The sequence below is a fragment of the Desulfoluna butyratoxydans genome, assembly GCF_900699765.1.
GTDB classification, from domain to species: domain Bacteria; phylum Desulfobacterota; class Desulfobacteria; order Desulfobacterales; family Desulfolunaceae; genus Desulfoluna; species Desulfoluna butyratoxydans.
Genome location: NZ_CAADHO010000002.1, coordinates 873,075 through 895,040, shown reverse-complemented (window position 1 = coordinate 895,040; position 21,966 = coordinate 873,075). Strand labels below are relative to the sequence as shown.

Below are 21,966 nucleotides of genomic sequence, written 5' to 3'. Positions count from 1 at the left end.
GGGCTCCGCCCGGGGTCCCTGCCGCTTACGCGCCGCAGATCCCCGGCGTCCGAGCCGGGCATGCTCCTTTGCCTAATCGCTGCCTCCGCCCTTGTCAATTGCTTTTTCATTCCCGCCCCTTGCATCGGGGTCCAATCCTTGATAGTTTTTTTCGATTGTACGACGACATCCCACAACGATCCCATGCCCTCCTCCCCCAGGGAAAGAGAGGCTGCATACAGTGGGGGAATATGCCATGGCGCCGCCCCCCCGATATCATAGCTAACAAAGAGATTGTCATGACCGATACCCCAGATCACCGCGACCCGAACACCACCGACGCTACCCCTCCCGAGCCCGCCCCCAGAAAACGGCGTATCTTCCGTTTTCTGCTGCGGGTTGCGCTCCTGGGGTTCTGTCTCGCCCTGGTTTCCGGTATTTCCATCTACCTCTACTTCAGCGCCGACCTGCCCAAAATCACCCAGCTGAAAGATTACCGGCCCCCCACGGTCACCGTGGTCACCTCGGACGACGGCCGCAAAATCGGGGAATTCTTCCGGGAGCGACGCATTGTCATTCCCCTGTCCGAGATGCCCCCCCAGCTGCTCCAGGCCTTTGTCTCCGCCGAGGATGCGCGCTTTTACAAGCACCGGGGCATTGACCTGTTCAGCATCGTCCGGGCCTTTACCAAAAACCTCAAGGCCGGTGCCATTGTCCAGGGGGGCAGCACCATCACCCAGCAGGTGACCAAGTCCTTTTTCCTCACCCCGGCCCGGAACTACAAACGAAAGATCAAGGAAGCGATCCTGGCCTACCGGCTAGACAAAAGCTTCAGCAAAAACGAGGTGCTCTACCTCTACCTGAACCAGATCTACCTGGGCCACGGCGCCTACGGGGTGGAGGCCGCCGCGGAAAACTACTTCGGCAAGCCGGCCAAGGACCTGAACCTGGCTGAATGCGCCATCCTTGCAGGACTCCCCCAGGCCCCCAGCCGCTACTCCCCCTTCCGCTACAAAGAGCGGGCCAAGCAGCGGCAGATCTACGTCCTCAACCGCATGGTGGAGGAGGGCTACATCACCAACATCCAGGCCACCGAAGCCATGGCCACCCCCCTGGACATCAAGCCCAGGCGCAACTGGTACATCGAAAAGGTCCCCTGCTACACCGAATACGTCCGACGCTACGTGGAGAAAAAATACGGCGCCGACGCCCTCTACGAAGGGGGCCTCAAGATCCAGACCGCCGTGAACATCGAAATGCAGAAGATCGCCCGAAAATCCGTGACTCAGGGCCTTGAAGCCCTGGACCGTCGCCAGGGCTACCGGGGCCCCCTTGGCCACCTTACACCGGCCGAGGCAGAGCAGACCGCCGCCGACCTCGCCCGGGAGATGGAGGGCAAGACCATCTCCGACGGCACCATCATAAAAGGGGTGGTGGAAAAGGTGGACGACAAAAGCGGTGAGGTGCTGGTCCGCAGCGGCAACCGGCGCGGTGTGCTGCCCCTGGCCAACATGAAATGGGCCAGAAAACCCAACATCAACAGAGGCTACTGGGAAGACCGCATCAAAAAACCCTCGGAGGCCCTCACCCAGGGAGACCTCATCCTTGTCAAAGTCACCGGCATGTATGACGGCAAGGGCGAGTGGGGAACCGACAACCCCGGCACCGACACCCAGGCCCTCCTCAGCAAGTCCGAGCTCTGGTCCCTGGCCCTCCACCAGGACCCCACCTCGGAGGCGGCCCTGCTCTCCATCGAGGCAGACACCGGTTACGTCAAGGCCATGATCGGCGGACGCGACTTCCAGAACAGCCAGTTCAACCGGGCCATCCAGTCCCGGAGGCAGCCGGGCTCCGCGTTCAAGCCCATTGTCTACGCCGCCGCCATCGACAAGGGCTACACCCCGGCCACGGTGATCATCGACTCCCCGGTGGTCTACCTGGACGAAGACCGGGACTTCACCTGGAAGCCCAACAACTACGAGCGCACCTTCCACGGAGCCACCCTGCTGCGGGAAGCCCTCACCAAGTCCATGAACATCATCACCATCAAGATCCTGAAAGAGATCGGGGTAACCTACGCCATCGACTACGCAGGCAAACTGGGCATCACCTCCCCCATCAACAAAGACCTCTCCATTGCCCTGGGGTCTTCCGGGGTTTCCCTTTTGGAGCTGGTCCGGGCCTACTCGGTCTTCACCAACCTGGGCTATCTGGTGGAACCCACCTTCATCACCCGCATCGAAGACCGGGACGGAAACGTCCTGGAAGAGGCCGTGCCCATCAAAAACCAGGCCATTGAGCCGTCCACCGCCTACCTCATGACAAGCCTTTTGAAAAGCGTTGTGGAAGAGGGCACGGGCAGGCGCGTACGCAAGCTCGGACGCCCTGCCGCCGGCAAGACCGGCACCACCAACAACCTCTACGATGCCTGGTTCATGGGCTACACCCCCACCTACGTCACCGGGGTCTGGGTGGGCAACGACAAGAAAGCGCCCCTGGGCAAAAGCGAAACCGGCTCACGGGCCGCCAGCCCCATCTGGCTGAGCTTCATGAAGGGGATCCTCGCCGACAAACCCGTGAAGGTCTTTGAGGTGCCCGAAGGGGTGGTCTTTGCCAAGATCGACACCGAAACCGGTCTCCTGCCCGGCCCGGACACAAAAAAAACCCTCTTTGAATGCTTCAAAGAGGGCACCGTTCCCACCGAGCAGTCCCAGCCCCTCACCCGGGAAGCGGACCGCGACGAAATCTTTAAAGAGAACCTGTAAAGGCAGATTCCAGGGCATCGATCTCGGCCTCGCTGAAGACCCGGATGCCGTGCTGTTCAAGAAGGGCCGCGGTGACGCCGCGGCCCGGAACGCGGGTCCCCTGAAAGCGGCCGTCGTAGATGAGGTGGCTCCCGCAGGAGGGGCTTCTCTCCTGGAGCAGGGCATAACGGATGCCCTTTTCCAGGCAAAAGGCCAGGGCCTTTCGGGCGCCGTCCACAAAGGCTTCGGTCACATCCTCCCCCTTCTCGGTTGCCACGCGGGCCGTGCCGTCCAGCACGGCCTTTCCGCCCCCCTCACCGATGATCTCAGCCGGGTCCCGGGGGGTGACCAGTCCGCCCTCCACCTCCGGGCAGAACAAAACAGCCGTTCCCTCCGCCAGCCACTTTTTGAGCCGTTTGTCCACATCCTCCACGGGAATTCCGTTGTACCGAACGTTTTCTCCCGCCAGGCAGGCGCTGATCATCACATGAGGCATGTTTACTTTTCCTTCCATCCTTCTATATAATTGCCGAAACAAAACCATGCCCTTCACCCTGACACAGGATGAGACATGTCCCTTTTCATCACACTTTCCACGATTCTTTTTCTGGCCCTCATCGGCTACCACCTGGTCTACGGGAGCCCGGGCAGCCGCTTTCATCTCTCGGGGGCGGCCTTTCTCCTGGTAGGATACCTCCTGGGCCCGGACCTCCTTGGGATCCTCGACGAACAAACCGCCACGGAGCTCTACCCCCTGGACGGACTGGTCACCGGGTGGGTGGGGTTGATGTACGGCCTGCAGCTGGACCTGCCCTTTATGCGGAGGCTCTCCCCGCCGTTTCTGGTTGCTGTCATCCTGGACACCGGCATGACCCTTCTTCTCTTCGTGGCCGTGATCCTGCTCTTTTTCCCCCTGCTGGAGCCGGGGCACACCCTCTCCCTGGCCCTGGTGACGGCGGCCACGGCCGCCTGCAGCTCCCAGGCCGCACTGGTCATGGCCAGCCCGGGACTGAAGCCCACCCGGGCCGTCACGACCCTGATGCGCATCGCAACGGCGGGAAGCCTCCTCAGCCTCGCCGTGTTTGCAGCGGCCTTTTTCTTCTGCGCCCCCAACCCTTTGCCGGACCGGCTCTCCATGTCCATCCAGACCGACCTTCCCATGGTCCTCATGAGCACCGCCGCCCTGGTGGTACTCTACACCCTCTTTTTCTCGGAGCGGCGCCCCAGGGAAGAACTGCTCCTCATTGTCACCGGCATGGTGGTCCTCACGAGCGGGCTGGCGGCAACCCACCATTTTTCCCCCCTGCTGGCCAACGCCATCACCGGATTTTTCCTCGGAAACACCACCCGGTACAGGGACCGCATTTTATCCATGGTGATCATCCTTGAAAAGCCCCTTTACCTGCTCCTGCTTATTTTACTGGGAGCCCGGGCCATCACCTTCTCCCAGAGCCTTGTGCTGACGGCGGTCCTTTACCTTCTCCTGCGCTCGTCAGCCAAACTGGCCGGAGGATGGCTCATCTCCCACCTGCACACCGGCGTGGCCCTGCCCAGGCGTGCTGGCATTGCCTTTATGGAGCAGGGAGGCCTGGCCCTGGCCCTCTGCTTTGACGCCCAGCACGCCTTTCCAGGAGCGATCACCCACAACCTTGTCACCGCCATCCTCCTGGCCACCCTGGTCAGCGACCTCTCCGGACGGCTTACCTGGGGCGAGCTGATCCCCAAAAGGGAGACCACGCCATGACGCCTCGCCCCGCCACCCGCATCGTCCGAAACGCCATCACCCTGGCCATGGCCGTGGCCCTGTGCGCCTGGTCCATGGAGATCCCCATCGACAGCAGCTGGCAGGTGGCAGGCGCCATCAACATCACCCTGGCAGCTACCCTGCTCTGCGGCTTTCTCACCGCCGAACTCCTCGCCCACCTGGGCATCCCCAAAATCACCGGCTACATACTGGCAGGGGTGGTGGCAGGCCCCCACGTCACCCAGTTCCTCGATGTGGACACCGTGGAAAAGCTCCAGCTCATCAACGAGATCGCCTTGAGCTTCATCGCTCTGCACGCCGGGGCCGCCCTGGACCGGACCCTGCTGTCGGGACGCAGCCTGGCCCTGGGCCTCAACCTGGCCTTTCAATGCCTGCTGGTGCCCCTCATCGTCTTCGGCGCCATCATGGTCACCGCCCCCTTCTTTGCCTTCACCGCCCAGATCACCCAGGCCCAGCTCCTGGCCCTGGCCCTTTTGTCGGGCATCATCGCCATCGCCAGATCCCCCTCGTCGGCCATGGCCATCATCACCGAATGCCGCGCCCGGGGTCCCTTTACCGAAACCGCCCTGGGCATCACCGTGGCCATGGATGTGCTGGTCATCGTCCTGTTCACCGCGGCCCTGGCCCTGCTCTCCCCCCTTTTGGACGGAAGCCGCGCCACGGGCTGGCACCAGGCCGGGGTCCTGGGCCTCGAACTGGCAGGCTCCCTTACCATGGGGGCCCTTCTGGGCATGGGCATCAACGCCTTTTACAAGCGGGTGGGAAAAGACCACGCCCTTTTTCTGCTCTTCATCGCCTTTACCGTCACCCGCCTCTCCGTGCTCACAGGGCACCAGCTCAGCGCCTTTACCGCCCTCCACCTCAGCCTGGAGCCCCTGTTGATCTGCATCGCCGCAGGCTTTGTGGTCCGCAACGCCACCCCCTTCGGCGAAGAACTCGAAGGGGACCTCATGCGCCTCTCCCTGCCCATCTACGTGCTTTTCTTCTCGGTGGCAGGGGCCTCCCTGGACCTTGGTGCCCTGGCCATCTGCTGGCCCCTGGCCCTGGTCCTGGCCACCTCCCGCGCCGCAGGGCTTGCCATCTCCACCCGCCTTGCAGGGCGCATGGCAAACCTCCCCGCACCGGAACGCCGCCTCGCCTGGATGGCACACCTCACCCAGGCCGGGGTGGCCATCGGCCTCACCCAGATCATCGCACGCAAAGACCCGCTCACCGCAAGCTACCTCACCACCCTCACCCTGGCCGTCATCACCATCAACCAGTTCATCGGCCCCGTGGCCTTCAAACGCGCCCTGGTGCTGACCGGAGAAGAGGGAAAAGACCGGCGATAAAGCCTGCCTCCGGCGGCGAGGTGAGCCACCTCGAAAGCTGATTGCCCTTGCGCTTTGCCCCTCGTTCCTCGGGTCAAAGCGCAAGGGCCTTCGGCTCGGGCTTCGCCCGACATGAACGCAGATGGTTTGTCCGAGCTGGCTCACAAGCGTCTAAGCCACTGGATGCGCAGCCATGGTTTACTGGTTATCCGAGTTAACCGATAGCCTTCTTCACGGGCGAAGCCCGTCAGCGAATGGGATCGGACTGAGGCACGAAGGCCGGGAGCATTCGCGACCACGGAGGCATTTTTTAAGAAGGAATCAAACCAGGTTGGAGAGGGGGCCGCCTTCGGTCATGGGGGTGACGGTATAAAACCCGCGCTCTTCGCGTCGGCCGGAGATGGTACGGCCCACGAACTTTTTCAGGCGGCGAAGCAGGGCATCGGTTTCCACGATGGAGAAGATGGCGCGGCTGCGGGTGATGCCGCCCCCTGCCATAAGACGGAAGCCCGCAAACAGGGGCACATGGTGGCTGATGATCTCCAGGGCGTCGGTGGCATCCACCACGGCGCTCATGGTGACGCCCAGGTCCATAAAGCCGGTGATAAGTTCATCGGCGGTCTCTTCGCTCTGCACAACGATCATCATCTGGTACACGGCTACACCTCCCCGCCGTACCAGGCAATCTCCGCGTCCTTTTCAATCCGCCGGATGGTCTCCCAGAGGGTCCCGGCATCCGGGGACCGGCGAATGGCCTCGGGGAAGGCCTGCTGCTTGCACAGGCGTGCGGTACGGGCCAGGATCTGCAGGTGCTCCGACGGGTTGGTGGTGGGAATGATCAGGGCCAGAACCACGTCCACGGGCTCATCATCGATGGAATCAAAGTCCACGGGCCGGGTGAGGCGCAGGAGGAACAGGGTGGTGCGGGTGCACAAAGGCGACGTGGTGTGGGGCAGGGCAATGCCCAGGCCGATGCCGGTGGTGAAGCTCTCTTCACGCTCCCGGAAGCCGGACAAAAGGGTCGGGGCATCCGCGGCAAGGCCGGAGGCCGCCGCTTTGTCCGCCAGGAACGCCAGGACGTCGTCCTTGCCGGGCAGGTGAACCCCCACGTAGATATGATTCACGTCAAGGCATTCTCGAATCTTCATGGCGACCCCTTTCCCCTAAGATAAATGGGAGATGCATGGCCAAAGAATACCCAAGGCCGGGCATCATTTCAAGGGGGACGGCACCCCATCCCCCTTGAAAGGCCCCTGAAAACCAGGGACCCGGGTTTCTTCCTTAGGGCTGGATATCAATGGTGGGAAAGATCCCCTTGCTCTTGCCTGTCAGGTAGGGTTGCAGGGTGTTGAAGGAGATCATATGACCGGCCTGGGCATGGCCCCTCACCTTGCTGACATCCCCGAAGAAAGCGCCGTTGGCCTCCAGGATATGGTCGATGCGGTGCTCGAAGGCGTGCACCAGATCGTACCCGCTGCCGGAGAACGTCAGGTTGCCCAGGGTCACCTCGCCGGTGACCTCGGAGAGATCGTCCAAAGCGATGCTGTGGTTTTTCAGATCGTCGGCGTTTCTGATATAGCCCCAGACCGCATGGCGCTCTGGAATGGTCAGAGGCTCTTCCACGTCGATGATGGTATGGGGCATCACCATGGAACCGGCGCCGATGGAAACAGGCATGCCGGGCTTGCCGTTGATAAAGGAGTTGAACCCCACAAACACCCGCTCACTTAAGTTGGCGTTGATGATCTTGGCGCCGTGGGCGGTGACATCGTTCTTCTCCAGCATGGAGTTGATGACGTAGGAGTGCTCCTGGGCATTGGTGCCCGGCCCCATCCAGGCGTTGTCCAGGTAGGCCCGCTGGGAAACAAGGACATTTTCATGGATGTGGGTGTCCCCTGCCACGTAGGCGTACCGGTTGAGGGCGGACTTGCTGGAAACAGTCACCGGCGTGGTGCTCACAGCCGAGCTGTAGATGTCGCTGTAATCCCCTTTCCTGTCCTCCATGAAATCCCAGAGGACCCCTTCGGGCTTGCCGCCGGGAACGTTCTTGATGTAGCGGGCCAGCACTTCGGGATCGTAGGTGTACTTGAATTCAAAGGTGCCCCCGTTGATCCAGATGGTGCCGTCGGGGATCTCTTCATGGTAGAGGTCCGTGGCGCTCTGGACAAAGGCAAAGGTCCCCACCTTGCAGCCGTGCAGAGAGGTCAGGTCCACGGTGGCAAAGGGGGCGATATAGCACCCTTCCACCGGAGCGCCGTGGATGTTGGAATAAAAGCTGGCGATGGTGTTCCGGATCAGGAACTCCTCCGGGGCTTCGGGGTCGTGGGAGTAGTTGTGGATCAGGGCCTTGATGAGGTAGCTGTCCTTGATGTGGATCTCCTCATCTTTTTCCACGGGCACTTCCGCGCCCTGGAAGAGCATGGTGTCCCCTTTGCGCTTGAGCTCGTCCCCGCGCACATCGGTCTTGTACAGGACGGCGTTGTCCGTAAAGCACTTGCCGAGAAAATAGCTGCCCGCCAGGCTGGAGTTCTTGAAATTGACGTGGAGGGGGTGGTGGCTGGTGACGCCGTAAAAGGCGTTGAAGCGAAGCATCTGCTTAAAGGGAACCACATCTTTGGCATAGGGCTCCGCATCAAACGAAAACGTCCGCAGGTTCACGTTGACCCGGGCGATCACGCGATCAATGAGTTTTTCCAACTGTTTCATCTTGTGGTACCTCCTTTTTTCGATTGCCGCCACAGGAAAGGGGGGTTTTGCCCCCATGCCGTCCTTTTGAAAAAAAACGGCGGCATGGTCGTCCGGGCTTCAAACGGTCCATGGACCGTCCTGTTCGGCAATGTTGTCCTTCGTTGCCGGGGGACGGGCACATGGCCCGTCCCCCCTCGTCTTGCACCTTGGTTCGGCCTTGATCAGGCGCTGACTGCCTCTTCCGCAGGCAGATACTTGGAAAGGGGACACCCGCCACAGGCGCCCTCTTTGTGGATCTGCTGGTAGATGGCGGTCAGGGCCCTCTCCCCGTTGGGGTAGATGTTCTCCTTGCCGATGGTCTCCAGAAGGTGGGTCCGTTCCAGAACGGCGACCACCTCCTCCTTCATGGAGCTGAAGGAGATGCCGCGTCCGCTCTCGCGCACCGTCTCAATGAGAATCGCCAGGGCCTCTTCCCCGGAGGCATCCACGTCGTTGATGCCGCTGGACTCGATGAGGATGTGGCGAAGGTCCGGCTTTTCGGTGATGAACTCCAGGACCTTGTCCTCAAGATACGAGGCGTTGGTGAAGATCAGGGGTCCGTCGAACCGGACAACGGCGATGTGCTGGCACTCCTTGAGGCCGAACTTCACAGAGCTTCGGAAGGTCTGATCCTCGGACCTGGAGAGCAGGGCCACGCGGGGCCGCAGGTTCTTGTAGATGAAGACGATGAAGGTCAGGGCGACCCCCACCATGATCCCCTCTTCCAGATGCGGTGCAAAGTAGAGGGTGCAGATGAAGGTGATGACGCTGATGGCGCCGTCGGCCCGCTTGGCTTTCCAGGCGTGCACAAAGCCTTTCACGTTCACCAGGCCGATCACCGCCATCATGATGACCGAGGCCAGCACGGCCTGGGGCAGATGGTAGAGAAGGGGGGTGAAAAAGAGCAGGGTCAGGGCCACCATAAGGCTGGTGACCACCGAGGAGATCCCGCTCACCGCGTTGGCCTGCAGGTTCACGGCAGACCGCGAAAAGGAGCCTGAAACCGCGTAGCTCTGGCCGAAGGAGCCGATGATGTTGGCCAGACCCTGGCCGATGAGCTCCTGGTTGGGATCCAGCTTCTGGCCGGTCTTGGCTGCCATGGCCTTGGCAATGGCGATGGCCTCCATGAAGCCCAGAAGGGAGATGATCACGGCAAAGGGCAGCAGCTGGATAAAGGCCCCCAGGAAGGTGGTGTTGTCGGGCAGGGCGGGGATGCCCACCTTGAGGCCCTTGGGGATGTCCCCCACCACGGCACCGGCGCCGATCATCTTCAGGCCGTCCAGGGCCAGGGGCTTGTTCCCCACCTTGAGGCGCCACTTACGCCCGTCGGTCTCCATGCCCTGGGGTTCTTGGCCCCACACGTAAAAGGCGGGACTCTCCCCGGCCTCCTTGGGTGCGGAGAAATGAACCAGGCGCAGCGCCTCCCGCGTGGAGCCAGAAGAGGCCTTCAGGGTGTCGATGCGCGCGTTGATTCGTGCCAGCTCGTAATCCAGCTCCATCTGCTCGGAGCTGGGGATGGGCCCTTCGGTATGATCCTCCACGGCCTTGAGCCGGGTGTTAAGGGCGGCTCGCTCTGCCCCCAGGCTGGCAATCTCAGCCACATCCCGGTTAAATGCGTCGATCTTGGCGGTGATGGCCGGAGCCTTGATGCTCGCCGCAGGTACAAACACATCGTGATTGAACTTAAAGGCAAAGGAGATCACCGTGGTGACGGCAACGGCCACCAGCACGTTGGGAATCTTGGGATTGACCCGCTTGAGGATCACCATGATGGCGATGGAGAAGACCCCCATGGCGAGGGTCGGAAGGTGGGTGTAGTGAAGGGCCGACCGGCAAACATGGAGGATCGTCTCATAATGATGAGGCGCCTTGTCCACGTAGACCCCGAAGAGCTTCGAGAACTGGCTCGATGCAATGATGATGGCCGCCGCGTTGGTGAACCCGTTCACCACCGGGTGGGAGAGAAGGTTCACCACCAGGCCGAGGCGCAGCACGCCCAGCAGGAACTGAAAGGTCCCCACGGTAAGGGCCAGCAGCACCGAATAGGCGATGAATTCCGTACTCCCTGCCGTGGCCAGCGGTTCAAGCGATGCCGCCGACATCAGCGACACCACAGCCACCGGTCCGGTGGCCAGCTGGCGACTGGAGCCGAAAAGGGCCGCCACCATGGGCGGCAGAAAAGCGGCATACAGGCCGTAGTAGGCCGGAAGACCGGCCAGCTGGGCATATGCCATCGATTGTGGAATCAAAACCATGGCCACGGTAATGCCGGCCACCACGTCGGTTCTGAACTTTCCTGTGTCGTAGTCCTTGAACCAGAGCAGAAATGGAAACACTTTGGTCAACATAACGATACTTCCCCCTGAAAATCAGAAAATTAAATACATAAACCTCTTTCTTCCTATTCTTAAAAGGAACTTCCCTGTCCTTTTATATCCGGTGTCCAAACCGCAGAGGGTCTTGCACAAACCCTGCCGATTGATCATAAAACAACAAACGCCATCACCTGGAGCGTGGTTTCGTCCCTTGTGCTCCAGCAGGCGTCTGTTCCACTTGCGATTACTTGCCGAAAAGCACGTATTGGCCTTCCCAAACCAAATAAAAAGTTCTTTTCGAGCAATTAGAATGCAGATATATGACGATGAAAGTTTTGTCAATTGTAAAGCCGCTAACGAAATGATTCCCTTCATCTTTTTCTTGCAGGAGTACCGGGGGAACGCAAAATCAAACGCCTGACCGATGAATAGGTCCGGTCAATAATCCCATTGATTTTTTATCAATCCCCGACGCGGACATCCCCCCGCGCGTCTCCCCATCCGGCAAAGCGGACACTCAAACCGAAAATCAGGTCCCAGACCCGAAACGGCGTTCACCGCGCGTAGGGTCCTTTTGGCCTTGATCCGCATCAGAAAAAAGGCGCAATCGCACAAAAAACAGAGCAGTTCGGATGTGTCGGGGGATGAATCGGACAGGAGGGCTCCAGGCGCACGGTCATGCGCCCGGACAGATGCAAAGCGGAAGAAAAGACGTCAGGAAAGACGGCCGATGAGGACGGTGAGATCCAGCCCCCCATGGGACATGGGATGCCCGTGAAACCCCTTGGGCAGGGGCCGGGGAACCTGCTGTTTTGGCACGGCCAGGGCAGCGGTCCATCCGCGCCAGTGGGTGGCGAGATGCTCCAGCAGGCGCACCACAAAGGCATCGTTGCCCCCTTTGATCCGCTTGCCGTACGGCGGATTGAACACCACCACACCGGGCTCAGAAGCAAAGGAGGCCGGATCCAGAGCGAAAAAATCCCCGGCCCCAACCCCCACGGCCTTGCCGAAGGGCAGCGCCTCCAGGGTGGCACCGAGGCGCTCCACAGCCCCCTGGTCCAGATCCGAGGCAAAGATCACGGGGGCCGACACCTCGTGCTGTGCTTTTTGGGCCTCCCGCTTCATGTGGGCAAAGCTTTTCTCCCGAAAGGAAGGCCAGGTTTCAAAGGCAAAGTGGCGATACATGCCCGGGGGCGTGCGGGTTGCCCGCATGGCCGCCTCCAGGCTGAAGGTCCCGGCACCGCACATGGGATCTGCCAGGGGCGCCTCCCCGGTGTACCCGGCCAGGGTGAGGATGGCCGACGCCAGTGTCTCCCGGATGGGCGCCCGGCCGCCGTGGGTCTTGACCCCGCGCTTGTACAAAGGCTCGCCCACGGCATCCAAAGAGAGGGTAAAGCGATCGTCCTCCCCCCTCAGATAAATCTTCTGGGGCACCTGCCCCTCCCCGCCGGGCAGGGCCTTTTCCACCACACCTGCCACCCGCTGGGCCACGGCGTCGGTGTGGTAGAGACGACAGTGGTGGGAAGTCACCACCACCTCGGGGACGGCATGGGCAGGGAGCCAGAGATCCCAGGGAATTTCAGCGACACGCCGCTCCAGCTTCTCAAAGTTCTCGGCCTTGAAGCTTGCCAGGCGCACCAGGATGCGGTTGGCAAGGCGCAAGGAGAGAGCCGCCTGCCACATGGCCTCCAGGCGTGCGGTAAACTCCACCCCGCCGGTGACCCGCGCCACGGAAAGGCCCAGGCACTCCTCGGCCTCCTGGGCCAGCAGCCCGCCGAGGCCCGGTGCGGCACTTACATAAAAGGTGTGCTCTCGGCCCGCCACACGACGGCGCACCCTCTTTTCAAAGGCGGTGTCGCCTTTTTTCGTCTCCTGAGGTGTTTCCAGTCTCCGGTCCTCCAAAAATAAAAAACATAAATAAAAAACAAGCCTCCGGCGGCGAGGTGAGCCACCTCGAAAGCAGATTGCCCTTGCGCTTTGTCCCTCGTTCCTCGGGCCAAAGCGCAAGGGCCTTCGGCTCGGGCTTCGCCCGAAACATATGCTGGTGGTTTGTACGAGCGATACGACAAGCCTTGAAGGGCTAAGATTCGTTGGCGCAACTCGTTGATTATCAGCGTTAACCGGACTACCTCCAAGGAGGCCGGGCAATTTAAAAACCTGTTTGTCAAGCTTTTCAAAAGCTTGGCCCCCGGCAGGGCCGCCGGAGGCTTATTGATTAAATCAGCAGCGCCTTCTCCCGGGTTTCGGTCTCCAGGAAGGTCTTGGCGATGTTGGATGAGTAGACAATGATCTGAACCATGAGGTTCATCAACTCGGTATGGACCTCGTGGGTCTCCACGGAGGCCTCCTGCTTGCCCACCAGCCGGTCGAGGTGGTGGACCCGGTACTGAAGCTCCAGGTCCAGGTACTTTCGTTCCTTGACCATGATGCGGTTGGCCTTCTCCAGGTCCTGCTCGGCAAAGGCCTCTTTCAGGAGCCGGATCTGCTTGCACACCTTTTGGTGATAGATGGTGAGCTCTTCCCTGCCCTCTTCGGAGAAGTCGTGGGCCAGGGCATGCTTTTTCCGGATCAGGGGCAGCACGTTGCGGTGAATGATATCCCCGATGCTCTCCATGTCCCGGACAATGGAGACCATGGCGTAGACCACGCGCAACTGGGCGTCCGAGGCCCCGCTGCGGGCCACCTTGAGCAGGTAGTCGGTGATCTTCTCCTCCAGAAAATCGATCTCCTCTTCGCGCATGTCGATGCCCTCCATGAGGGTCAGCTCCGGGTAGACCTTGTCCCGCTTGGGGCTCTGGGTCACAAAGGGGATGGCCACGGCCTTGAGCAGGTACTCCAGGGCCGCTGCCATGCGTGAGATCTCGGAACGGGCCAGGTCAACGGCCAGGGCCGGAGAGAAGATCTTGCTCTCATCCAGGAAGGTGGTGGTATACCTGGGGATGGGGCAGGAGGTCTCCGGCAGCATCCGCACGATGAGCCTTGCAAAGGCGTCGCTGAAGGGAAGCACGATGATGCCGATGGCGATGTTAAACACGGAGTGGGCGTTGGCAATCTCACGGGCAATGTCGGAGTTGAACTCAGCCCCCAGCCAGGCAATGCACCAGGTAAACTCGGGGATGAACCCGATGAACAGCATGACCCCGATGACCCGGATCATCACGTTGGCAAGGGCCACCCGCTTGGCATCCCGGTTGGCGCCGATGCTGGCAAACCCCGCGGTGACACAGGTGCCGATGTTGGCCCCCAGGACCATGGGAATCGACGCCTCCAGGGAGATGAGCCCCTCAAGGCCCAGCACGATGAGGATACCGATAAAGGCGGTGGAGCTCTGGATCAAGGTGGTGAGCACAACCCCGATGAGAAGGCCCAGGAACCGGTTCTCAAGGCCCGAAAGCAGGGTAATCACCTCCTGGCTGCTTCGCAGGGGCCGCATGGAGTCCCCCATGAGCTTGAGACCGTAAAACAGGACCCCGAACCCCAGGAGCACGTCGCCAAAGGATTTCACCGAGTCCCTCTTGGCAAGGAGCCGGATGAGAAAACCCGCCACGATCATCAAAAGGGCGTAATCGGTCACCTTGAAGGCGATGAGCTGGGCCGTGATGGTCATGCCGATGCCCGACCCGATGAGCACCCCGATGGTCTGGATAAACTGCATGAGACCGGCCTGGACAAAACCCACCAGCATCACCGAGGTGGCGCTGCCCGACTGCACCAGCATGGTGACCACGATACCCAGGAGCATCCCCCGGTACTTGTTCTTGGTCAGGTTGGCCAGGATGGTTCGAAGCCTGTCCCCGGCCGCCCGCTGCATGCCGTCGCTCATGAGTTCCATGCCGAAGAGGAAAAAAGCCAGCCCCCCCATCAGCCCCATGATCTGAAATCCCCAGTGAATCTCCGAAAGACCGTCGGCCCAGGCATCCGCCGCAAAAAAAAGAGTGCCTGCCCCCACGAGCCAGGCCCATACGTTCCGTTTCGACCTCATCCAACACCTGCCATCTCAAGAGTGGTCATTCAGCGCCCGTTGCCCGCGCCCTTCAGGCCATACCCCGTTTTGAAAAAACCGTCACAGCATAGGCGCGCATCCCCTTTTCGGGGTCCCACCATCCCTGCAGTTTTTTTTAAAGCCGCCATGGGAGCTTCTCTCCGGTTCGGCTATGGGATTTCATCATCTTAGTGAAGGCACTTGGCAACCGTCAACAGGATTTACGCTCCCCGAAGAAGCCCGCCCGCCCCGGTTAACCCCGCCTGTGGCCCGGAAATCCGCCCCGGCATGGGAAGGCGAGCAGATTGACAACCCTTTCCATATCTTGTATCTAATCCATTCATAATGGCTTGTTCGACTTTTTGCGAAGCTGTCATTACTCAATTGATCTGTAAATAAAGGGCTCCGGCCCATTCGATTTGACCTTCCAAGGAGGCATCCATGGCCAGTTTAAACAAGGTGATGATTATCGGAAACCTGGGCAGGGACCCGGAGGTGAGCTACACCCCCAGCGGTCTTGCCATTTGCAAATTCAGTATCGCCACCACCGACGTCCGCGTGGACCGCAACAGTGGAGAGCGCACCGAAAGAACAGAGTGGCACCGCATCACCGTGTTCGGGAAAACAGCAGAAAACTGCGGCCGGTTCCTCGCCAAGGGACGGCAGGTCTACGTCGAGGGACGCCTCCAGACCAGCTCCTATGAAAAGGACGGCATTACCCGATACTCCACCGACATCATCGCCAACCAGGTCACCTTCCTGGGCGGCCGCAACGCAGACGGCGGCGGCCAGCAGGGTGGCGGCTTCGGCGGAGGCCAGAACGGCGGCTATCAGGGCGGCGGATACAATCAGAACCAGAATCAAAACCAGGGTGGTGGCTACGGCAGCGCTGGAGGCTACCCGGGCAGCTACAACAGCGCGCCCCAGCAGCCCGCACAACAGCCCCCCCAGCAGCCTGCAGCCCAGCCCCAGGGCAACGGCTTTGACCAGGGCGGAAGCTTCGGCGGCGGTGACCCCGGTTTCACCAACCCGCCCGACGACGACATCCCCTTCTAGGACCTGTTAAAACGCCCGGGACCCAACGCAAAAAGCCCCCTTGCAACGCAAGGGGGCTTTTTTTGTTCAACACACGCTTGTCAGTCCGCAGAAGACTTACACGCTGCAGGAGGCCGCGGCCCTGAAGGCGGTGGCAATGGAGATCCCTGCCCCGCTCTTCTCCCGCTTCCAGTCCTGATGGGCCAGAATGCTGCCGGCCACGAACAGGCTCGGATCCACCACGTTGCCTTCGCTGTCCAGGGGGCGCATGGCCGTATCGGCGATGATCCCGGCCCGGTTCACGGCGTGGCCTTCGGGGTGGAAGAGATCGCATCGGTGCCAGGCGTCACGGCTCTGGGGCTGGGAGACGTACAGATCCAGAAGGGGCTCGGTGATCCGGAGCCGATCTCCGGCCAATCCGCCGCCCATGAAGCGGCCGGTGGCCAGGATCATCTTACGGGCCGAAACGGTCCGCTCCTCGCCCCTCAGGGAAGCGGTCACGGTGAACCCGCCCTCCCCTTTGGAAGCCTTTGTGACCCGCCCGCCCACGAAGGTCGCAACACCATACCTTGAGAAGGCCCGGTCCAAGGCTTCTCGCAGCCGGACGCCGGCGGCCGTGGGGGGCATGCCCGGGATTTCAAAACAGGGAACGCCCAGGCCCTTTTCCATATAGGCCAGAGTCTCGCGGCTCTTCTCCATGCCGAGGACAGGGGGAAGGCCCACGGCCTTGTGCCCGTCCAGGTGGGGGCGGATGGCCTCAATGAGCCGATCGCATGCTTCGGGAAGGTCCAGCTCCCGCGCCAGGGCTTCGGGATAAATGTCCCCGGGACGCCCCAGGCCTTCGGGGGCCACCACAACCGATGAAAGACCGGGCCAGATGGGGGCTGCCGACTGAGCCACCTGGCTCGCCTCAAACCCTTTGAGCCTTCGGATTCCGACAATGAGGGTCTTGAGACCCTGCTCAAGGGCCGTTGCCCCTGCGACCATGGTCTCGGGCAGGGCGTAGCTGGCCTTGAGAGACCCCACGCTGGTCACCACCCGGGCGTTGGTATCACAGATTCGATACCCCAGCCCTTCCTCTTCCAGAATCGCAAGGAACCCTTTGAACGCCTGGGCAATGGCGTCGGCTCCGACCTTTCCGTAGGGGTGACCGGGCCCCTGGCTCACCAGGTCCTGAACGGTCTGCCAGGGGGCTGCGGAGTAACCCTTGTCTCCGGGCACCATGCCCGCCAGGTCAAACAGGCCGCTGGACAGGGGCAGCTGGCTGCCCGTGCCCACCACGGCAACCTTGAGCCCTTTTTGAGCCGCAAAGAGAGCTGCCGCGCTTCCGGCAAGTCCGTTTCCCACCACCACGACGTCTCGCTGGCCGTCCCAGGGGTCTCTGGCCGTAAGGCCCATATCCGCTGCATTACTCATGCCCCACCTCCATTCCAAAGAGTCCGCACTGCAGGGCCTCATGAAGCTCCGCCCGGGCGAGGTTCTCTCCCCAGGAGACGGATCGCATCCCCTTCCAGCGCTCCTTATAAAAACGGGCCAGACCGGAGAGGCCCTCGTCCCCTGTCACGTGCCCCTGGCCGTACATCCAGGCAGCCAGCCTCAGCCCGCAGAAGCTCCCCTGGCAGGGCCCTTTGCCCACGCGGCTTCGCAGGCCCACTTCCACAAGGCCCCGGGCAAGGCCCTGGCTCTCCAGGGAGGCCACCAGGGAACCGATGACCGACTCGGAGACCATTTCACACTCGCAGATCATGCCGTCACCGTCCTGGTGACCGGACATCCACTTTTTAGGGGCCGCACCGGGCTCGGTCCACATGGCGTCGCCACTGGCCGGCAGGATGCGGGTACGGGTCAGACAAGGGCCCCCCGTGCCGAGGTAATGGCAGACGGCGTCCGCAGCCCTTTCCGCCATGAGTCGGTAGGTGGTGAGTTTTCCGCCGGTGATGGTAAACAGGTTTTCCACCCCCTCCTCCGCATGATCCATCAGGACAAATCCTCGACTGACGCTGCGGTCGTCTCCGCCGGAGGCGGCGCCGAACAGGGGACGAACCCCGCTGTAGGCCCGGATCATCCGCGTCCGTTCAAGGATCGGCAACAGGGGAATGGCCTCCTCCACCATGCGATCCACTTCATCGGTGGTGGGCCAGGCCGCATCCGGGTCATCCACATGGGAGGACGTGGTCCCCACAATGGAAACGGTGCCTCCGGGCACCACAATGTCCGCGTCCGAAGGCGGGCGCAGGCGGTTCACAACCCGGGTGGTGAGGCGATGGTCCGTCACCAGAAGGCTCCCCTTGGAGCACCGCACCTGGGTCGTGGCCCCGGCAATGGCCGCCACCTGACCTGCCCAGGCACCGGCGGCGTTGACCACGCAGGAGGTTTCCACCTCCACGGTCTCGCCCGTTGCCCGGCGTTTCAAAAGAGCATGGGTCACTTTGGAGCCCTTGCGGGTCACCCCTGCCAGCTCTGTGCCGCAGAGGAGTTCCGCCCCGTGGCTCAGGGCGTCGGAGACGTTGTCCAGAGAAAGGCGAAACGGGTCCACGGTGGCGTCGGCAACCTCATAGGCCGCAACAATGCCGCCGGTGAGGTTCGGCTCCATGGCACGCGCCTCGGCCACGTCGAGCTGCCTGTGGGGCATATCGCTCTGGCTCAGAAGGCTCTCAAAGTCCGCCATGTAATTTTCGTCATCCCCTTCCACACCCACAAACAAGCCGCCGGTGGCCTCGATGCACTGGGGGGCCATCTCGCGGAGCAGGGCGTTCTCATCCCGGCACTCTTCGGCGGAGTGCCGATCCGAATAGAGATACCTCGCCCCGCTGTGGAGAAGGCCGTGGTTGCCCCCCGACGCGCCGGAGTTGACGTCCCCGCGCTCCACAAGCAACACCTTCAATCCCCGAAGCGCCAGGTCGCGCGCTACGCCGCACCCGGTCGCTCCGGCCCCGATGACCGTTACATCCGCTTTTATTCGCTTCATCATCCCATGATGCTCCGTCTTATAGAGTCAGATTAAGGACCTGCCCGTCAGTGCAACAGCGCCCCCGCATTCCATGCATGGACCGAGACCGCCCGTCAAAAGATCCCCCGCAGCTCAGGATGTTCGTTTTCCAAAACAGACACACATTTCGGATACCCGGCGGGCACGCTGCGGTAAACCCTTTGGTTTTCAACCATAAACTCCATGGCATTTCCAGCGCGTCCGGTTCCCTCACAAGGTTCGGAATCGATCCTTTGATCATCCACATCCAGCAGATTGTTCACAATACAACATAAATTTTCGGATTTGAAAACCCAAAACTATTGCTTCCGGCACAGAGAATCGGGATAATAGCTCTTGAGAAAAAGGAATTACGATGCTATCACACATTAAACTTTGCAGGTTCGTTCTCATCAAAACCGAAAATCAAGGAGAGTAGAGGTGAACACCGGGGATCGGGAATACAACGCAGCAGATGTCATCCGAACGCTGCCGAGACGTCAGAAGGCGATCTATGACATGGTCCTTGAAAAAGGCTTTGTCTCCATCGAAGGGCTCTCCCAGCACTTCTCCGTGACGCCCCAGACCATCCGGCGGGATATCAACAACCTGTGCAGCGCCAAGCTGCTCCAGCGTTACCACGGAGGCGCCGGTCTCCTGAACAGCGTGGAAAACTTCACCTACTCCACCCGAAAATCGCTGTGTTCGGAAGAGAAAATCCGTGTGGCCCAGCACGTGGCCCAGTTCATCCCCAACAACGCCTCCCTGTTCCTGGACATCGGAACCTCCACCGAAGAGGTGGCTCGGGCCCTGGTGGACAAAACCGGCCTGCGGGTCATCACCAACAACCTCAACGTGGCGTCCATCCTGGGCCAGAACCGGGGCTTTGAGATCCTGGTCTCCGGGGGCGTGGTCCGAAACCACGACCTCGGCATCACCGGAGAGGCGGCCATCGACTTCATCAGCCAGTTCAAGGTGGATTTCGGCATCATCTCAGTGGCGGGCATCGACCCCGACGGCACCCTCATCGACTTCGACTACAACGAAGTGCGCATCGCCCGGGCCATCATCAGCAACTCCCGCCAGGTCTTTCTGGTGGCCGACCACTCCAAGTTCAACCGAAGCGCCATGGTGCGTATCGGCAACCTGGAAGAGGTGGATGCCCTCTTTACCGACCGCACCCCCCCGGCCTCCTTCCTTGAGATCATCAAGCGGGGCGACGTGAAGCTGCACATCGCACACGGCGGCAAACACTGACCCCCTGAAAACAGCCGAACGAACCATTGCTGCATTCGAACGCAAAAAGGGCCGCCCCCATCCGGGGCGGCCCTTTTTTTTGCCGATGCACGGCTTTTTTTGTGCTCACAACCAATGTCTGCAGTGACGACCCGGACCCAGGAGGGCCCGGGCCCATCGCTGCAATGCCGGGGAAGGGGCCAATGGCGATGGCGGGGTGCCCCTCCCCCGAGGACACCGACGGTCGCCGGTGCCGGGAGACTGGAAAAAATCAGAAGCGGGCTGTCAGGGTCACGCCCCCGCCCACGATGTAGCCGTCGGCGCTGGCTGAAACCACGTTGCCTGCAAAGCTTTCGTTGAGGTTCGTGCTCTCGCCACCCACCACACGGGCCTGCTCGATGTCCGTGTACTGGAACACCGCATCGATGGTGTAGCGACCGAAGTTGAAACCGGCTCCCAGGGAGTAGGTCTTCTTGTCCGCATCAGGCCACTGCATGTCCAGGGTGTTGTCGGGGATGGGCGTGGGGTCGTAGAAGTAACCGCCGCGCACGGTGATCATGTCGTTGATGATGTATTCCATGCCGAAGCGGAGCTGCTTGGTGTCTTCCCAGTCCCTTTCATAGGCTTCTTCCATGCCACTCTGTATGGGATCAGCACCAGGAAACACGCCAATGTCTATGGGGTTGGACAGCTTGGACACCTGGTCCTTGTTAATGCTCCAGTCCGTCCAGACAAGGTCGCATTCAATGGAGAACTTGTCATGGGGCTGGTAGCGTACACCGGCCTGTATCTGCTGGGGATGATTGTAGTCCATCGTTGCCGTTGCAACCTTGACACCGTCTTTAAACACGTCGCCTTCAAAATCGGCATCGCACTCGCTGCGGTAAGTCAAACCGAGGGTAATGGTCTCCTTGGGCTTGTACATCACACCGATGTTGTACGAATAGTTTACATCATCCTCCAACTCCATGCCGATGGCGGCCTGATGGTCGGGGGAGGGAAGGTTCCCAAATTCACTTCCGTCCACAATCCCGGCTGCGCTCAGCTTGGCTGAGTAGGCCGCTGCCTCCCCATACTTTTCAGGGTCGGCAGCCGCTGCATTCGCATACACAACGGCAGCACCCGCAACGTTATTAATTGGACCTGTTCCCATTTTCTTGCTGATCGTATCGGCATTGTCGATCAGTTTCCCCACAAACTCAGTGGTATTGGAAATCAGATACTTACTCGTATCTGCACCGGCCTCGGACTTGCCGATGGTGACCCCCACACCAAAGGAGAGTTTATCGTTCACCTTGTACGAAAGGGAAGGCGTCACGCCATACCGCTTATAGTAGGAGTGATAGGCACTGTAAGAGCCCGGGTTTTTCGTAGGGTCCTTTTCCCAGTCCAGCTCCATGCCCCAGGGGGCGTAGGCGGCAACGCCCAAAGCGAAACGCTCGCTGATCTTCTGGGCATAGCCCAGGTGGGGGGCCACGAGAAGGTCGGAGTCGTCACTGAAATCCGTGGGCTCGATGAGGTTTTCCGACATGTCAGAGCGGTTGGTCACCGTAAACTGGGACATCTCGATGGTGGGATCCACCGCAAGGGCTCCCACAGAGAAGACCTTGCCCTCAATCTGAGAGAGGCCCGCCGGGTTGTAGTACGCGGCAAAAGGGTCGTCGGCCGTGGCCGCATAGGCCCCGCCCAGGGCGGTGGCCCTGGCACCGATACCGTATGTATCCACTGAACCTGCATAAGCCATCGTGGAAGCGGCAAGCACACAGGCCGCCGCACAAGCAAAACGTTTCACCATTGTTTCCTCCTTACACATAGCATGTCAACATAGCAGCGACGCTCGAAACTCGGGACCGGAATCATCCCTTCATACCAGTGCCCCATCCATAAACACCGTCCCGCCGTCCA

The 21,966-nt window shown here is 60.9% G+C and carries 15 protein-coding genes; 5 read left to right on the top strand and 10 right to left on the bottom strand.

The window, feature by feature from the left end; genetic code table 11:
- Window positions 1–278: 278 nt before the first annotated feature.
- The gene (locus MSL71_RS08785) at window positions 279–2,744 is read left to right on the top strand and encodes a penicillin-binding protein 1A (protein ID WP_180138878.1); all 2,466 of its coding nucleotides are present in this window, start codon (window positions 279–281) and stop codon (window positions 2,742–2,744) included.
- Here MSL71_RS08785 and MSL71_RS08780 read toward each other — a convergent pair.
- On the bottom strand, window positions 2,728–3,219 hold the full coding sequence (locus tag MSL71_RS08780) for a 2-thiouracil desulfurase family protein (RefSeq protein ID WP_180138876.1): 492 nt from the start codon (window positions 3,217–3,219) through the stop codon (window positions 2,728–2,730). The two genes, MSL71_RS08785 and MSL71_RS08780, sit on opposite strands and share 17 nt — an antisense overlap.
- Before the next feature lie 75 nt (window positions 3,220–3,294).
- Between MSL71_RS08780 and MSL71_RS08775 the strand changes: the two genes are divergently transcribed.
- Complete coding sequence (locus MSL71_RS08775; RefSeq protein ID WP_180138874.1) at window positions 3,295–4,467, top strand: cation:proton antiporter; 1,173 nt, start codon at window positions 3,295–3,297, stop codon at window positions 4,465–4,467.
- Window positions 4,464–5,819, top strand: coding sequence for a cation:proton antiporter (locus tag MSL71_RS08770; RefSeq protein WP_180138872.1), 1,356 nt, complete (start codon window positions 4,464–4,466; stop codon window positions 5,817–5,819). The genes MSL71_RS08775 and MSL71_RS08770 overlap by 4 nt, the downstream gene beginning before the upstream one ends.
- Window positions 5,820–6,119: 300 nt before the next feature.
- On the opposite strand, the gene MSL71_RS08765 is transcribed toward MSL71_RS08770, so the two are convergent.
- The 6 genes from MSL71_RS08765 to MSL71_RS08740 form a co-directional block, all read right to left on the bottom strand.
- Complete coding sequence (locus tag MSL71_RS08765; protein WP_180138870.1) at window positions 6,120–6,455, bottom strand: hypothetical protein; 336 nt, start codon at window positions 6,453–6,455, stop codon at window positions 6,120–6,122.
- 2 nt (window positions 6,456–6,457) lie between these two features.
- Complete coding sequence (locus MSL71_RS08760; protein WP_180138868.1) at window positions 6,458–6,946, bottom strand: PTS sugar transporter subunit IIA; 489 nt, start codon at window positions 6,944–6,946, stop codon at window positions 6,458–6,460.
- 133 nt (window positions 6,947–7,079) lie between these two features.
- Entirely contained in the window at window positions 7,080–8,504 is a 1,425-nt protein-coding gene (locus MSL71_RS08755; RefSeq protein WP_180138866.1) for a transferase, read from the bottom strand.
- Window positions 8,505–8,707: 203 nt separating this feature from the next.
- Window positions 8,708–10,873 (bottom strand): SulP family inorganic anion transporter, encoded by a 2,166-nt coding sequence (locus MSL71_RS08750; protein WP_180138864.1) that lies wholly within the window; start codon window positions 10,871–10,873, stop codon window positions 8,708–8,710.
- Window positions 10,874–11,554: 681 nt separating this feature from the next.
- Window positions 11,555–12,742 carry a THUMP domain-containing class I SAM-dependent RNA methyltransferase gene (locus tag MSL71_RS08745; protein ID WP_180138862.1) on the bottom strand — a complete coding sequence of 396 codons (1,188 nt, stop codon included), beginning with the start codon at window positions 12,740–12,742 and terminating at the stop codon, window positions 11,555–11,557.
- Between the two features lie 313 nt (window positions 12,743–13,055).
- Complete coding sequence (locus MSL71_RS08740) at window positions 13,056–14,822, bottom strand: Na/Pi cotransporter family protein (RefSeq protein WP_180138860.1); 1,767 nt, start codon at window positions 14,820–14,822, stop codon at window positions 13,056–13,058.
- Between the two features lie 441 nt (window positions 14,823–15,263).
- On the opposite strand from MSL71_RS08740, the gene MSL71_RS08735 reads away from it, so the two are divergent.
- Entirely contained in the window at window positions 15,264–15,878 is a 615-nt protein-coding gene (locus MSL71_RS08735) for a single-stranded DNA-binding protein (RefSeq protein ID WP_180138858.1), read from the top strand.
- 96 nt (window positions 15,879–15,974) lie between these two features.
- On the opposite strand, the gene glpB is transcribed toward MSL71_RS08735, so the two are convergent.
- Together glpB and glpA are read right to left on the bottom strand one after the other, a co-directional pair.
- Window positions 15,975–17,273, bottom strand: coding sequence for a glycerol-3-phosphate dehydrogenase subunit GlpB (gene glpB, locus MSL71_RS08730; protein ID WP_180138856.1), 1,299 nt, complete (start codon window positions 17,271–17,273; stop codon window positions 15,975–15,977).
- Window positions 17,266–18,828, bottom strand: coding sequence for an anaerobic glycerol-3-phosphate dehydrogenase subunit GlpA (gene glpA / locus MSL71_RS08725; RefSeq protein ID WP_218950974.1), 1,563 nt, complete (start codon window positions 18,826–18,828; stop codon window positions 17,266–17,268). Before glpA ends, glpB begins: the two co-directional genes overlap by 8 nt.
- Before the next feature lie 438 nt (window positions 18,829–19,266).
- Between glpA and MSL71_RS08720 the strand changes: the two genes are divergently transcribed.
- Window positions 19,267–20,082 carry a DeoR family transcriptional regulator gene (locus MSL71_RS08720; protein WP_246317750.1) on the top strand — a complete coding sequence of 272 codons (816 nt, stop codon included), beginning with the start codon at window positions 19,267–19,269 and terminating at the stop codon, window positions 20,080–20,082.
- A 250-nt stretch (window positions 20,083–20,332) separates the two neighbouring features.
- Here MSL71_RS08720 and MSL71_RS08715 read toward each other — a convergent pair whose 3' ends face one another.
- Window positions 20,333–21,856 carry an OmpP1/FadL family transporter gene (locus tag MSL71_RS08715; RefSeq protein ID WP_281374459.1) on the bottom strand — a complete coding sequence of 508 codons (1,524 nt, stop codon included), beginning with the start codon at window positions 21,854–21,856 and terminating at the stop codon, window positions 20,333–20,335.
- Window positions 21,857–21,966 lie beyond the last annotated feature (110 nt).

Coding starts and splice junctions, on each gene's coding strand:
- MSL71_RS08785 (WP_180138878.1), top strand. CDS start 279: ATGACCGATACCCCAGATCACCGCGACCCGAACACCACCGACGCTACC.
- MSL71_RS08780 (WP_180138876.1), bottom strand. CDS start 3,219: ATGCCTCATGTGATGATCAGCGCCTGCCTGGCGGGAGAAAACGTTCGG.
- MSL71_RS08775 (WP_180138874.1), top strand. CDS start 3,295: ATGTCCCTTTTCATCACACTTTCCACGATTCTTTTTCTGGCCCTCATC.
- MSL71_RS08770 (WP_180138872.1), top strand. CDS start 4,464: ATGACGCCTCGCCCCGCCACCCGCATCGTCCGAAACGCCATCACCCTG.
- MSL71_RS08760 (WP_180138868.1), bottom strand. CDS start 6,946: ATGAAGATTCGAGAATGCCTTGACGTGAATCATATCTACGTGGGGGTT.
- MSL71_RS08755 (WP_180138866.1), bottom strand. CDS start 8,504: ATGAAACAGTTGGAAAAACTCATTGATCGCGTGATCGCCCGGGTCAAC.
- MSL71_RS08750 (WP_180138864.1), bottom strand. CDS start 10,873: ATGTTGACCAAAGTGTTTCCATTTCTGCTCTGGTTCAAGGACTACGAC.
- MSL71_RS08740 (WP_180138860.1), bottom strand. CDS start 14,822: ATGAGGTCGAAACGGAACGTATGGGCCTGGCTCGTGGGGGCAGGCACT.
- MSL71_RS08735 (WP_180138858.1), top strand. CDS start 15,264: ATGGCCAGTTTAAACAAGGTGATGATTATCGGAAACCTGGGCAGGGAC.
- glpB (WP_180138856.1), bottom strand. CDS start 17,273: ATGAGTAATGCAGCGGATATGGGCCTTACGGCCAGAGACCCCTGGGAC.
- glpA (WP_218950974.1), bottom strand. CDS start 18,828: ATGATGAAGCGAATAAAAGCGGATGTAACGGTCATCGGGGCCGGAGCG.
- MSL71_RS08715 (WP_281374459.1), bottom strand. CDS start 21,856: ATGGTGAAACGTTTTGCTTGTGCGGCGGCCTGTGTGCTTGCCGCTTCC.